The organism is Sphingomonas jejuensis, from assembly GCF_011927695.1.
Lineage (GTDB): Bacteria > Pseudomonadota > Alphaproteobacteria > Sphingomonadales > Sphingomonadaceae > Sphingomonas_K > Sphingomonas_K jejuensis.
This window is the reverse complement of record NZ_JAATJE010000001.1, coordinates 645,963-659,513: the sequence shown is the minus strand read 5'-3', so window position 1 is coordinate 659,513 and position 13,551 is coordinate 645,963. Positions and strand designations below refer to the sequence as shown.

Sequence of the window (13,551 nt, the reverse complement as noted above, 5' to 3'; positions counted from 1 at the left end):
GATCCGGAGCATCTGCGATGACCCCCAGCGGCAACACCATCCTCATCACCGGCGGCGGCAGCGGCATCGGCCGCGCGCTCGCCCACCGCCTCCACGACGCCGGCAACCACATCATCATCGCCGGACGCCGCCTGGACGCGCTCCACGAGGCTGCGGAGGGGCGGGAGCGGATTGCCGTGGTCGAGCTCGACATCGCCGATCCCGCCTCGATCGCGGCGCTGGCCCGCCGGGTCGTTGCGGATCACCCCGCGCTCAACATCCTCGTCAACAATGCTGGCGTCATGCGGTTCGAGGCCGTGGACGCCGCCCGCGACCTCGGTGATGCGGAGGAGATGATCACCACCAACCTGCTCGGCCCCATCCGCCTGACCGATGCGCTGGTCGGCCATCTCTCCGGCCAGCCGAACGCAGCGATCGTCAATGTCACTTCGGGGCTCGCCTTCGTGCCGCGCACCGATGCGCCCACCTATTCGGCGACCAAGGCGGCCATCCATTCCTACACGGTGTCGCTCCGCCACCGGCTCGCCGGCCGGGTGGAGGTGGTGGAGCTGGCGCCCCCGGGCGTGCAGACCGACCTGACGCCGGGACAGGCCAGCCGCGACGGCTACCAGCCGCTCGACGAATTCGCGGACGAGGTCATCAGTCTCTGGTCGCAACCTGCTGAAATCCTTGTGGAACGCGTTCGCCCGCTCCGCCATGCCGAAGCCAGCGGCCAGTTCGATCAGGTGCTCGACAGGGTCAACCCGGCCCTCAACTGATCAGGAACACGTCCCCGGCCCGCACCTCGATGGTCTCCGTCGCGGTCTCCAGCCGCAGCGCTCCGTCGGCTGTCAGCCCGCGATAGACGCCGTCCACCGCCTCCGCCCCCGGCATCGCCACCCGAAGCGCGGTGCCGTCGGGGTAGGCCCGCGCCATCCACTGCTGCCGCACCGGCTCCAGCCCGTCCGCCCGCCACCGCGCGAGCCAGGCGGCGAAACAGTCAGCCAGCGTTTCGCAAAGCGCCTCGGGTCCAACCGCCGCGCCCAGCGCCGCCGTCGTCCGCCCCGGCACGTCGGGCGCACTGGCCAGGTTCACGCCGAACCCGGCTACGACCGCCTCCCCGCTCCGTTCCAGCAGGATGCCCGCCAGCTTCGCGCTCCCCAGCATCAGGTCGTTCGGCCACTTGATCGACAGCGCGGCATCCGGCGCATGCCGCCGCATCGCCTCATCGAGCGCGACGGCCGCCACCAGCGCCAGGCCGGGCGCCGGCGGATCGGCCGGCCGCAACCGCACCAGCGTGCTCGCGAACAGGTTGCGGGGGGCAGACGCCCATGACCGGCCCAGCCGACCACGCCCGGCCGTCTGCCGCCCGGCGCGCAGCCACGCTCCCTCGGCTGCACCCTGCCCCGCCTCTGCCAGCAGGTCGGCGTTGGTGGAGCCCGTTTCCGCGACGAAGCGGATCAGAACAGCGCGGCCGCCGCCTGCCCGCTCGCCAGCGCCAATGCCGGGATCAGCAGATAGCCGAGCGGCGACAGCAACACCGCGGCAGCCGCGATGAGGCCGCCCTCGAGCCGACTGTCCGACGGCGCATAGCCGGGTGCCGGCTCGTCGAAGTAGATCGTCTTGACGATCTTCAGGTAATAATAGGCCCCGATCACCGACAGCGCGATGCCGATCGCGGCCAGCTCCCAATACCCGACGCCGATCAGCGCATCGAACACCAGGAACTTGCCCCAGAAGCCGAACAGCGGCGGGATCCCGGCCAGCGAGAACATGAACACAGCCATCGCCGCCGCCAGTCCCGGCCGCGTCCGCGACAGTCCGGCGAGGCTGGCGATCGTCTCCACCGGCCGTCCCTCGCTGTCGCGCATCTGGAGCACGCACAGGAAGCTGCCCAGCGTCATGACGATGTAGATCGCCATGTAGCTGATCACCGCCGCCAGCCCCTCCGCCGTGCCCGCGGCGAGGCCGAGGAGCGCGAAGCCGACATTGTTGATCGACGAATAGGCGAGCAGCCGCTTGATGTTCGACTGGCCGATCGCCGCCACCGCTCCCAGGATGATGGAGGCGAGTGCGACGAACACGATGATCTGCCGCCATTGCTCCAGACCGGGCCCAAGCGCCTCGGCAGACACGCGCACCAGGAGCGCCATCGCTGCGAACTTCTGCGCCGTGGCGAACACGGTGGTCACCGGCGTCGGCGCGCCCTCGTACACGTCGGGCGTCCACATGTGGAACGGCACTGCGGAGATCTTGAACAGCACGCCCGCCAGCACGAACACGAGGCCGAACACCTGGCCCAGCGACGGCTGCCCCGTTGTCTCGATCGACTCCGCGAAGGCCGCGGCGATGCCGTCGAACAGCGTGGTGCCGGTAAAGCCGTACAGCAGCGATACGCCGTAGAGCATGATGCCGGACGCAAGCGCACCCAGGACGAAATACTTCAGCCCCGCCTCCGCGGACCGCAGGTCACGCCGGAGGAAGCTGGCGAGGACGTAGGCCGCAAGCGACTGGAGCTCCAGGCCGACATAGAGCGTCAGGAGGTCACCGGCCGACACCATCATCCCCATGCCGACGCAGGAGAACAGGATCAGGACCGGGTATTCCGGCTGCATCGTCCCGCCCGCGCGGCGGAAGAAGCGCGGCGCGATCAGGATGCACACCGCCGCCGCGACATAAATGCCAACCTTGCAGAAGGCGGCAAAGGCGTCGGCCTGATGGAGACCACCGAAGCTGTCACCGCCGGTCGACGCGGGGCCGAGCAGCGACACGCCGGCCAGCGCGAGCACGGCCACCGACAGCAGCGTCACCATGTCCACGCCGCGCTCGCCGCGCCAGGCGGCCGCCAGCAGCAGCAGCACGCCACCGATGATGAGGATCAGCTCGGGAGCGAGCCGGAGAAGATAGTCGGCCATCAGTGCGCCTCCGCGCCGTGCGCGTCCTGGGGACCGCCGACCTGTTCCTGGACTGCGCCGGGCGCCGCGGCGGCGACCTGCGCATCGCCGACCGGACGCGCCCGGTCGATCCGCTGCGTCAGCGCGGCGACATCCGCGCGCATCGGCGCGATGAAGCTTTCGGGATAGATGCCCAACCAGAGGACGACCGCGGCGATCGGCGCGAGAAGCGCGATCTCGCGACGCGACAGGTCCTCCATCTTCAGCACGTCCGGCTTGTCCGCCACGCCGAACACGACGCGCCGGTAAAGATAGAGCGAATAGGCCGCACCAAGGATGATGCCGGTGGTGCAGATCAGCGTGGCGAAGCTGTTCACCTGATACACACCCATCAGCGAGAGGAACTCGCCGACGAACCCCGACGTGCCCGGAAGACCGATGGTCGCCATCGTGAACAGCAGGAACAGGATGGCATAACGCGGCATCACCGATGCCAGCCCGCCGTAACGCGCGATCTCACGGGTATGCAGCCGGTCGTAGATCACGCCGACGCACAGGAACAGCGCGCCCGACACCAGGCCGTGCGACAGCATCACGATCATCGCGCCTTCCAGCCCCTGCTGGTTGAAGGCGAACAGCCCGACCATCACGATCGCCATGTGCGCGACCGACGAATAGGCGATCAGCTTCTTCATGTCGGCCTGCACCAGCGCGACCAGCGAGGTGTAGACGACCGCGACCATCGACAGCGCCAGGATCACCCAGATCAGCTGTTGCGACGCTTCGGGAAACATCGGCAGCGAGAAGCGGATGAAGCCGTATCCGCCAAGCTTCAGCAGCACGCCCGCCAGGATCACCGATCCCGCCGTCGGCGCTTCCACATGGGCGTCGGGCAGCCAGGTGTGGACCGGCCACATCGGCACCTTGACGGCGAACGACGCGAAGAAGGCGATCCACAGCCACGTCTGCGCCTCGACGGGGAAGTCCGTCTCCATCAGCGCCGGGATCGACGTGGTGCCGGCATAGCGCGCCATCCACAGCATCGCGATCAGCATCAGCACGGAGCCGAGCAGCGTGTAGAGGAAGAACTTGTAGCTGGCGTAGATCCGCCGCGTCCCGCCCCAGATGCCGATGATCAGGTACATCGGGATCAGGCCGGCTTCGAAGAAGATGTAGAACAGGAACAGGTCCTGCGCCGCGAAGGTGCCGATCATCAGCACCTCCACCAGCAGGAACAGCGCCATATATTCGGGCACCCGCCGCTCGATCGCGCGCCACGACGCACCGATGCAGATCGGCATCAGGAACACCGAAAGCATGATCAGCATCAGCGCGATGCCGTCGATGCCCAGCGCCCATGCGAACCGCCCGAACAGCGGCTGGTACTCGACGAACTGCCACCGCTCCGCCTGGCCGGCCTGGTCGAAGGTCGCCCACAGCACGATGCCGAGCAGAAGGTCGATCAGCGTCGCGCCCAGCGCGATGCGCCGCGCGTTCGCCGCTGCGGAGTAGACGCAGGCCACGGCCGCGACGAGCGGCACGAGCAGCATGACGGACAGGATCGGAAAGCCGAGCTGGTTCATTGTGTCGGCCTCAACCCAGGATCGCCCAAGTGGCGAAACCCACCAGGCCCAGAAGCATCACGAGAGCATAGTTCGCCAGCTGCCCGGACTGGAACCGGACGGCCGCCCGGCTGCCGACCTGCACTGCGGCGGCAAAGCCGTTCGGGCCGAAGCGGTCGACCAGGCCGACATCGCCCCGCTGCCAGAACAGCCGGCCGAACCAGAAGGCCGATCGCACGAACAGCAGGTGGTAGATCTCGTCGAAATACCACTTGTTGAGCAGGAACCGGTACAGGATGCGGAACTGCTCTGCGAAGCGCTGCGGCCAGTCCTTGTAGACGACGTAGGCGAGGATGGCGGTGCCGAGCCCGATCAGCATGGCGACGGTCGCCGACAGCTTCACCCACATCGGCGTTTCGTGGATGTGGTGGATCAGCGCCTCGTCGAAGGCGATGCTGCCGCGCCAGAACTCGGCGGAATCGATGAAGAACGGGGCGAAGGCGATGCCGGCGAACACGGCGCCGATGCTCAGCACGACAAGCGGCACCAGCATCGGCCACGGGCTTTCGTGCGGGTGATAACCGCCGGTGCCCGCCGGAAGATCGTGCTTCGTCGGCCCATGCGCATGCGGCTCGTCACCCGCGCTCTCCTGCGCCGGCGGATTGTCAGCATGCGCGACGGCATGACCATGATCGTGGTCATGGTCGTGGCCGTGCCCATGGTCGTCATGGAGCGCATGCTGGATATGCTCGGACGCGGCCCAGCGCGGCTTGCCGAAGAAGGTGAGGAGGACCAGCCGCCACGAATAAAAGCTGGTCAGCAAGGCGGCGAACACACCCACGAAGAAGGCGAAGCCGCCCATCGACGTGCCCGAGGCATAGGCCGCCTCGATGATCGCGTCCTTCGAATAGAAGCCTGCAAAGCCGAACACGCCGTACAGCCCGACGCCGGTGATCGCGAGCGTGCCCAGCGTCATCGTCCAGAAGGTGATGGGGATCTCACGGCGGAGCGCGCCATAATAGCGCATGTCCTGCTCGTGGTGCATCGCATGGATCACGGAGCCCGCACCCAGGAACAGCAGCGCCTTGAAGAAGGCGTGGGTGAACAGGTGGAACATGGCGATGCCATAAGCGCCGCTGCCGGCCGCGAAGAACATGTAGCCGAGCTGCGAACAGGTCGAATAGGCGATCACGCGCTTGATGTCGGTCTGCACCGTGCCGACGGTGGCGGCGAACAGCGCGGTCGCCGCACCGATGAAGGTGACGACGGTCAGCGCGGTCGCGCTCGTCTCGAACATCGGCGACAGGCGGCACACCATGAACACGCCGGCGGTCACCATCGTCGCGGCGTGGATCAGCGCGGACACGGGCGTCGGCCCCTCCATCGCGTCGGGCAGCCAGGTGTGGAGGCCAAGCTGCGCGGACTTGCCCATCGCGCCGACGAACAGCAGCAGGCACAGCACCGTCATCGTGTCAAAGCGCTGCCCCAGGAACCCGATCGTCGATCCCGCCATCGCGGGCGCGGCCTCCAGGATCGCCGGGATCGACACCGTTCCAAACACCAGGAAGGTGCCGAAGATGCCGAGCATGAAGCCGAGGTCACCGACGCGATTGACGACAAAAGCCTTGATCGCCGCGGCGTTGGCCGACGGCTTCTGGTACCAGAAGCCGATCAGCAGATAGGACGCCAGGCCCACACCTTCCCAGCCGAAGAACATCTGCACCAGGTTGTCGGCGGTCACCAGCATCAGCATGGCAAAGGTGAACAGCGACAGATAGGCGAAGAAGCGCGGCTGGTCCGGGTCCTCCGCCATGTAGCCCCAGCTGTACAGGTGGACGAGCGCGGACACGGTGGTGATCACCACCAGCATCACCGCCGTCAGCGTGTCGACGCGCAGCGCCCAGTTCACGTCCAGCGTGCCCGACTGGATCCAGGTGAGCACCGGCGCCACGCCCGGCTCCGCACTGCCCGTCAGGAACCCGATGAAGATCGGCCAGCTGAGTGCGCAGGAAATGAACAGCGCGCCCGTGGTCACCCCCTTGGCGACGATCGGCCCGAGCGCACGTTGGCCGAACCCGGCGACAAGCGCCGCCAGCAGCGGCAGGAACACGATGACCTGAATCACGGCCGGCTTACCCCTTCATCCGGTCGACGGCGTCGATCGCGATTGTGCCGCGACCACGGAAGAAGATGACAAGGATGGCAAGGCCGATCGCGGCTTCCCCGGCCGCGACCGTCAGCACGAACATCGCGAACACCTGGCCGACGAGATCGCCCAGGAAGGCGCTGAACGCGACCAGGTTGATGTTCACCGCCAGCAGGATCAGCTCCAGCGCCATCAGGATGACGATGATGTTCTTCCGGTTGGCGAAGATGCCGAGCACGCCCAGCACGAACAGGATCGCCGAGACGACCAGATAGTGGACAAGCCCGATCACAGCTCCACTCCCACGCCGACCGGCTGGTTGACGTTGCGCGTCGCCTCGTCGGGCCGGCGCGCGTTCTGCCGCGGCACCGACTGCGACCGGGTGTTCGACCGCGTCCTGTGCGTCAGCACGATCGCGCCGACCATCGCCACCAGGAGCAGCACGCCCGCGGCTTCGAAGATGTAGAGATAGCGGGTGTAAAGAAGCGTTCCGACGGCCTGGATGTTGGACATCCCCTCCGGCGTCGGCGCGACGCGCTGCGACAGCGCCAGGCTGCCTGCGCTCCATGCGCCCACCGCGATCACGATCTCGGCCGCGAGCACCAGCGCAACCAAAGTCCCGAACACGGCATAACGGGCAAAGCCCGCGCGCAGCTCGGCGAAGTCGATGTCGAGCATCATCACCACGAACAGGAACAACACGGCGACCGCGCCGACATAGACGATGACCAGCAGCATCGCGATGAACTCGGCGCCGACGATCAGCATCAGCCCGGCGGCGTTGAAGAACGCCAGGATCAGCCACAGCACCGAATGCACGGGGTTGCGCGACGTCACCGTCATCGCGCCCGACAGCAGCACGATGGCCGCAAACAGATAGAAGGCGAACGCCTGGATCACGTCGGCACTATCCCCTGTTCAACGGCAACGATCGGCGCCCGGGGGCGCGGCGGTTCACGATTGCCCGGCGCATTAACGGTAGGGCGCGTCGGCGGCAAGGTTGGCGGCAAGCGCGCGTTCCCACCGGTCGCCGTTCGCCAGCAGCTTCGACTTGTCGTAGATCAGCTCTTCACGCGTCTCGGTCGAATATTCGAAGTTCGGCCCTTCGACGATCGCATCCACCGGGCAGGCTTCCTGGCAGAAGCCGCAGTAGATGCACTTGGTCATGTCGAGGTCGTAGCGCGTCGTGCGGCGGCTGCCGTCGTCACGCGGCTCCGACTCGATGGTGATCGCCTGCGCCGGGCACACCGCCTCGCACAGCTTGCACGCAATGCAGCGCTCCTCGCCGTTCGGATACCGGCGCAGCGCATGCTCACCGCGGAAGCGCGGCGACAGCGGGTTCTTTTCGTAGGGATAGTTGATCGTCGCTTTGGGCTTGAAGAAGTAACGCAGCGTCAGCGCATGCGCCTTCACGAACTCCCACAGCGTGAACGACTTGATGATCTGGGCGACGGTCATCGGGCCAGAAGCTCCTTTGTTTCGGCCGCCGACAGCGGCGACTGCTCCTCGCTCCCGACCGAGCAAAAACCGACCGACCGCGACACACTCTCGCCCCGGTCGATCGTCAAGACGAGGCTTGCGGGCCAGCTGCCGTCCGGGCGCGTCTTCATGTACGGCGTCACCTCTTCGACGATCGCCGCCCGATCGGGGCCGGAGAACCGCATCCCCCGGTAGGTCGCCGTGCCCGGGTTCGACGCCGGCAGCAGGCTTTGCGTCATCGCGCCGAGACCGGCGTCCTGGCCGTCTTCGAACCGATACCGCAACGGCGTCGATGCCACGCGCCCGTCGGCGGCGACATAGCCGCGCCCTCCATCGGTCACGAAGCGGAGGCGCGACCGCGTGAAGGCCTCGTCGATCATCTCGCAATCATAAGAGAGGCGCGGGGCCGTCTCCGTCTCGGCCGTGGGTTCCCAAGGCCCAACCGGACTCAGCATGGCGAGGCTCAGCATGAGCATCAGCTATACCTCGTCAGCATCAGCCAGCCCGACACCAGGAACACCCAGAACAGCGACAGCGGCAGGAACACCTTCCAGCCAAGGCGCATCAGCTGGTCGTACCGGAACCGCGGCACGGTCGCCTTGACCCAGCTGAACACGAAGAAGAAAAAGAGGATCTTGGCGAAGAACCAGAAGATACCCGGCACCAGATAGAGCGGCGCCCAGTCGACCGGCGGCAGCCACCCGCCCCAGAACAGGATCGCGTTCAGGGCGCACATCAGGATGACGTTGGCGTACTCGCCCAGCCAGAACAGCGCGAAGCTCATCGACGAATATTCAGTCTGGTAACCCGCCACCAGCTCCGATTCCGCCTCGGTCAGGTCGAACGGCGCGCGCGCGGTCTCGGCAAGGGCGGAGATCAGGAACACCACCGCCATCGGGAACAGCAGCGGGTTGAACGCGAAGCCGTTGATGAAGCCGAAGACATGCGCCCGCTGCGCCTCGATGATGCCGCTGAGGTTGAACGTGCCCGCCCACAGCACCACCGAAATCAGCACGAAGCCGATCGACACCTCATAGCTCACCATCTGCGCGGCGGCGCGCAGGGCGGAGAAGAACGGGTATTTGGAGTTGGACGCCCAGCCCGACATGATCACGCCGTACACGCCCAGCGACGATACCGCGAAGATGTAGAGCAGCCCGACATTGATGTCGGCCAGCACCATGCCCGGCCCGAACGGGATCACCGCCCACGCGATCAGGGCCACGGTGAAAGTGATGATCGGCGCCATCAGGAAGATGCCGCGGTTCGCCGCTGTCGGGATGATGGTTTCCTGCAGGAACACCTTCAGCCCGTCGGCGAAGCTCTGCAGCAGCCCGAACGGTCCAACCACATTGGGCCCGCGGCGCAGCGCCATCGCCGCCCAGATCTTGCGATCGGCATAAATGATCATCGCCACCGCCAGCATCAGCGGCAAGGCAATCAGCAGGATCAGGATCAGCGTCGCGGTGAACCAGCCGAAGCCGGTGCCGAGCACACTCTGGAACCACTCGGTCACTCCGCCGCCTCCAGGAACTGCTCGCCATGCAACAGCTCGGCGGAACAGCGCTGCATCGTGTCGCTCGCCCGCGCGATGCTGTTGGTGAGATAGAAGTCGGCGATCGGATAGCGCACGCCGCCCGACACGTCGGACGGCAGCGTCGGCGGCGCCCAGTCAAACCGCACCAAGCCTTCCTGCGCCAGCATCGGCACCGCGGCACCCATCGCGACCCTGAGGCCCTCCAGCGTGTCGAACGGCAGCGGCCGGCCGACCACGGCGGACAGCGCGCGGAAGATCGCCCAGTCCTCGCGCGCGTCACCCGGCGGGAACACGGCGCGTTCGCCGCGCTGCACCCGGCCCTCGATGTTCACCCAGGTGCCGCTCTTCTCCGTATAGGCGGCGGCCGGCAGGATCACGTCGGCGCCGTGCGCGCCCTTGTCGCCATGATGGCCGACATAGACGACGAAGCTGTTGTCGAACGTGCCCGCCGGAACTTCGTCTGCACCAAGCAGGAAGACCAGCGACGGCGATGCCGCCACCACGTCGCGGATGCCGCCCGGCTGCGAATAACCGAGCATCAGCCCGCCCATCCGCGCCGCCGCCGTGTGCACGACGTTGAAGCCGTTCCACCCGTCGCGCACTGCCCGCATGTCGGCGGAAAGCTTCAGCGCCGCACCCAGCGCGCCTGCGCCGAGTGCACCCGGCCCGACGATCACCACCGGCCGCTCGGCCGCGTCGAATACGCTGGTCGCCGCCTCCGGCAGCTTGCCGAGCAGCGACAGGTCGTCGCCCAGCCACTCCACCGAATAGGTCAGATCGACCTGCGGGCCGATCGCGAAGACCTTTGCGCCCTTCTTGATGGCCTTGCGAATGCGGGTGTTCGCCAGCGGCGCTTCCCAGCGCAGGTTGGTACCAACCAGCAGGATCGCGTCCGCGTCCTCAAGGCCGTTCAGCGTCGTGTTGAACGCCACCGCACCCAGGCTTGTCACGTCATAGTCGAGGCCGGTCTGCCGTCCCTCGAGCAAGGTCGACCCCTGCCCCGCCAGCAGCTCGCGTGCGGCATACATCGTCTCGCAGTCGACCATGTCGCCCGCGATCGCCGCCACCTTGTCGCCCGCGCTGCGCAGCCGATCGGCGACCGTACTGAGCGCCTCGTCCCAGCTCGCCGGCTGCAATCGTCCGTCGCGCCGCACATAGGGGCGGTCGAGCCGACGCTTCACCAGCCCGTCGATCGCGTGGCGCGTCTTGTCGGTCGCCCACTCCTCGTTGACGTCGTCGTTCACGCGCGGAAGCACGCGCAGCACCTGCCGCCCGCGGCTGTCGACACGGATGTTGGTGCCGATCGCGTCCATCACGTCGATGGACGGCGTCTTCCTCAGCTCCCAGGGCCGCGCTTCATAGGCATAGGGCTTCGACGTCAGCGCACCCACCGGGCACAGGTCGACGACATTGCCCGACAGCTCGGACGTCACCGCCCGCTCCAGATAGGAGGTGATCTGCATCCCCTCGCCGCGGCCGAGCGCACCGATCTCCTCGACCCCTGCGACTTCCTCGGCGAAGCGGACGCAACGCGTGCACTGGATGCAGCGGGTCATGATCGTCTTGACTATCGGGCCCATGTACTTCTCGGTGACGGCGCGCTTCACCTCGTCATAGCGCGATGCGCCGCGGCCATAGGCCACCGACTGGTCCTGCAGGTCGCACTCGCCGCCCTGGTCGCAGATCGGGCAGTCGAGCGGATGGTTGATCAGCAGGAATTCCATCACGCCCTCACGGGCATGCTTCACCATCGCGCTGTCGGTGCGCACCTCCTGCCCGTCCGCCGCCGGCAGCGCGCACGACGCCTGCGGTTTGGGCGGCCCCGGCTTCACCTCGACCAGGCACATCCGACAGTTGCCGGCGATCGACAGCCGCTCATGATAGCAGAAGCGCGGGATCTCCTTGCCCGCAGCCTCGCAGGCCTGGAGCACGGTGGCACCCTGCGGCACCTCGACTTCGATGTCGTCGACCTTCAGTTTCGGCATTCGATCAGCTTCCGCTGGCGCCGGCAGCGGCCGGCTGGACAAGGCGGTAGGCGGCCAGCGCGAGAACCGCGCGGATGCCGTTGCGATTTAGCGACGCGCGCGTGCCCGGCGTCAGACAATCCGCGATTGGCCCCGTCAGCGCCATAATGGCATCGCGCTCGCCAATCGAGCCCACGTCAGTAGCGAACAGTGTCGCGACCTGATCCGGTGCCGTGTCGACCGTGCACATTGCGGCGCTCTCACCATCGTCACGCGCTGTCGGGCGGGTAGCCGCAGGCATGGACGAAAGTCGCGAGAGGAGCGTTCGTCTCTCCAGCAACTGCATCAGCATTGCCTCCGCCATGCTCCCAGCAAGCAGCACGCCGCCGAAGCTCAATTCCGCACCACGCAAACAGCTGCGCTCGCTCAAGGCAAAGTCGCGAAGGGCCGACTGATATTCAGGCGTTCTATAATCCATTCCCAAAATCTGTTGCGCACGGACGGGCTCTCTCCGGACAACGCATTGCGAGAAATGCTGCATGGCTCGCGCCGCCTGCCGCGGCGTGCCACGGACGCCATCTTGGGCGGCCGCGGGCATCGTTAAAGCCAAGGCGGCGGTCCCGAGGATCAGGGCAATCGATCGCTTCACTCCGCCGCCTCCGCAAACGTCGGCACGCCGCCGTTGCGCTCATGGATGCGACGCTCCAGCTCCGGCCGGAAATGACGGATCAGTCCCTGGATCGGCCACGCCGCCGCGTCGCCCAGCGCGCAGATGGTGTGGCCTTCGACCTGCTTGGTCACCTGCTGCAGCATGTCGATCTCGGCGACCTCGGCCTTGCCCTCGCGCAGCCGCTCCATCATCCGCCACATCCACCCCGTGCCCTCGCGACACGGCGTGCACTGGCCGCAGCTCTCGTGACGGTAGAAATAGCTGATCCGGCTGATCGCGCGGACGATGTCGGTGGACCTGTCCATGACGATGACGGCCGCGGTGCCCAGGCCGGAGCCCAGCGCCTTCAGCCCGTCGAAATCCATCGGCGCGTCCATGATCTCGGCGGCCGGCACCAGCGGCACCGACGATCCGCCCGGGATCACCGCCAGCAGATTGTCCCACCCGCCGCGGATGCCGCCGCAGTGCGTGTCGATCAGCTCGCGGAACGGGATGCTCATCGCTTCCTCGACCACGCACGGACGGTTCACATGGCCGCTGATCTGGAAAAGCTTGGTGCCCTTGTTGTTCTCGCGTCCGAAGGAGGAGAACCACTCCGCCCCGCGCCGCAGGATCGTCGGCACGACGGCGATTGATTCCACATTGTTGACGGTGGTCGGGCACCCGTAGAGGCCAGCGCCGGCCGGAAACGGCGGCTTCAGCCGCGGCTGGCCCTTCTTGCCCTCCAGGCTTTCCAGCATCGCGGTCTCTTCGCCGCAGATATAGGCGCCGGCGCCGCGGTGGACGAACACGTCGAAGTCATAGCCGCTGCCGGCCGCGTTCTTGCCGATCAGCCCCTTGTCATAGGCCTCGGCCACGGCGGCAAACAGCACCTCCGCCTCGCGGATATATTCGCCGCGAATGTAGATATAGGCCGCCCGCGCGCGCATCGCGAAGCCGGCGATCAGCGCACCTTCGATCAGCTTGTGCGGATCGTGGCGGATGATCTCGCGGTCCTTGCAGCTGCCGGGCTCGGACTCGTCGGCGTTGATTACCAGGAAGCTCGGCCGCTCCGGCGTCGGCGCCTTGGGCATGAAGCTCCACTTCATGCCGGTCGGGAAGCCCGCACCGCCGCGACCGCGCAGGCCGGACGCCTTGATGGTGTCGATGATCTTGTCGACGCCAAGGCCGATCAGGTCCTTGGTGTTGTCCCAATCGCCGCGCTTCATCGCGGCATCCAGACCCCACGGCTGATAGCCGTAGAGGTTGGTGAAAATCCGGTCCTTGTCGGCGAGCATCACTGGCCGCCCTTCTTTGCTTTTGCTTGCACCGCGAACACGA

General features: G+C 66.9%; 13 protein-coding genes. 1 reads left to right on the top strand and 12 read right to left on the bottom strand.

The annotated features are described in order from the left end of the window. The first annotated feature begins 17 nt into the window (after window positions 1-17). Window positions 18-758 carry an SDR family oxidoreductase gene (locus tag GGR88_RS03345; RefSeq protein WP_167953000.1) on the top strand — a complete coding sequence of 247 codons (741 nt, stop codon included), beginning with the start codon at window positions 18-20 and terminating at the stop codon, window positions 756-758. On the opposite strand, the gene GGR88_RS03340 is transcribed toward GGR88_RS03345, so the two are convergent. The 12 genes from GGR88_RS03340 to nuoF form a co-directional block, all read right to left on the bottom strand. Then, a complete protein-coding gene (locus GGR88_RS03340) occupies window positions 751-1,440 on the bottom strand; it encodes a biotin--[acetyl-CoA-carboxylase] ligase (RefSeq protein WP_342449763.1) in 690 nt (229 codons plus the stop codon). The two genes, GGR88_RS03345 and GGR88_RS03340, sit on opposite strands and share 8 nt — an antisense overlap. After that, window positions 1,440-2,894, bottom strand: a complete 1,455-nt coding sequence (gene nuoN, locus GGR88_RS03335; RefSeq protein ID WP_167952998.1) for an NADH-quinone oxidoreductase subunit NuoN — start codon at window positions 2,892-2,894, stop codon at window positions 1,440-1,442. Before nuoN ends, GGR88_RS03340 begins: the two co-directional genes overlap by 1 nt. Beyond that, the gene (locus tag GGR88_RS03330) at window positions 2,894-4,456 is read right to left on the bottom strand and encodes an NADH-quinone oxidoreductase subunit M (protein WP_167952996.1); all 1,563 of its coding nucleotides are present in this window, start codon (window positions 4,454-4,456) and stop codon (window positions 2,894-2,896) included. Before GGR88_RS03330 ends, nuoN begins: the two co-directional genes overlap by 1 nt. A gap of 10 nt (window positions 4,457-4,466) precedes the next feature. Beyond that, window positions 4,467-6,560 carry an NADH-quinone oxidoreductase subunit L gene (gene nuoL, locus GGR88_RS03325; protein WP_167952994.1) on the bottom strand — a complete coding sequence of 698 codons (2,094 nt, stop codon included), beginning with the start codon at window positions 6,558-6,560 and terminating at the stop codon, window positions 4,467-4,469. A 7-nt stretch (window positions 6,561-6,567) separates the two neighbouring features. After that, window positions 6,568-6,873, bottom strand: a complete 306-nt coding sequence (nuoK, locus tag GGR88_RS03320) for an NADH-quinone oxidoreductase subunit NuoK (protein ID WP_167952992.1) — start codon at window positions 6,871-6,873, stop codon at window positions 6,568-6,570. After that, on the bottom strand, window positions 6,870-7,481 hold the full coding sequence (locus tag GGR88_RS03315) for an NADH-quinone oxidoreductase subunit J (RefSeq protein ID WP_167952988.1): 612 nt from the start codon (window positions 7,479-7,481) through the stop codon (window positions 6,870-6,872). Before GGR88_RS03315 ends, nuoK begins: the two co-directional genes overlap by 4 nt. A gap of 72 nt (window positions 7,482-7,553) precedes the next feature. Further along, window positions 7,554-8,039, bottom strand: coding sequence for an NADH-quinone oxidoreductase subunit NuoI (nuoI, locus tag GGR88_RS03310; RefSeq protein WP_167952986.1), 486 nt, complete (start codon window positions 8,037-8,039; stop codon window positions 7,554-7,556). Next, the gene (locus GGR88_RS03305) at window positions 8,036-8,440 is read right to left on the bottom strand and encodes a hypothetical protein (protein ID WP_167952984.1); all 405 of its coding nucleotides are present in this window, start codon (window positions 8,438-8,440) and stop codon (window positions 8,036-8,038) included. Before GGR88_RS03305 ends, nuoI begins: the two co-directional genes overlap by 4 nt. A gap of 95 nt (window positions 8,441-8,535) precedes the next feature. Further along, window positions 8,536-9,576: an NADH-quinone oxidoreductase subunit NuoH gene (gene nuoH / locus GGR88_RS03300; protein WP_167952982.1), complete on the bottom strand. Its 1,041-nt coding sequence runs from the start codon at window positions 9,574-9,576 to the stop codon at window positions 8,536-8,538. Then, complete coding sequence (nuoG, locus tag GGR88_RS03295) at window positions 9,573-11,582, bottom strand: NADH-quinone oxidoreductase subunit NuoG (RefSeq protein ID WP_167952979.1); 2,010 nt, start codon at window positions 11,580-11,582, stop codon at window positions 9,573-9,575. The genes nuoH and nuoG overlap by 4 nt, the downstream gene beginning before the upstream one ends. A 4-nt stretch (window positions 11,583-11,586) precedes the next feature. Further along, window positions 11,587-12,210, bottom strand: coding sequence for a hypothetical protein (locus tag GGR88_RS03290; RefSeq protein WP_167952977.1), 624 nt, complete (start codon window positions 12,208-12,210; stop codon window positions 11,587-11,589). Then, the gene (gene nuoF, locus GGR88_RS03285; protein ID WP_167952975.1) at window positions 12,207-13,508 is read right to left on the bottom strand and encodes an NADH-quinone oxidoreductase subunit NuoF; all 1,302 of its coding nucleotides are present in this window, start codon (window positions 13,506-13,508) and stop codon (window positions 12,207-12,209) included. Before nuoF ends, GGR88_RS03290 begins: the two co-directional genes overlap by 4 nt. Window positions 13,509-13,551: the final 43 nt, after the last annotated feature.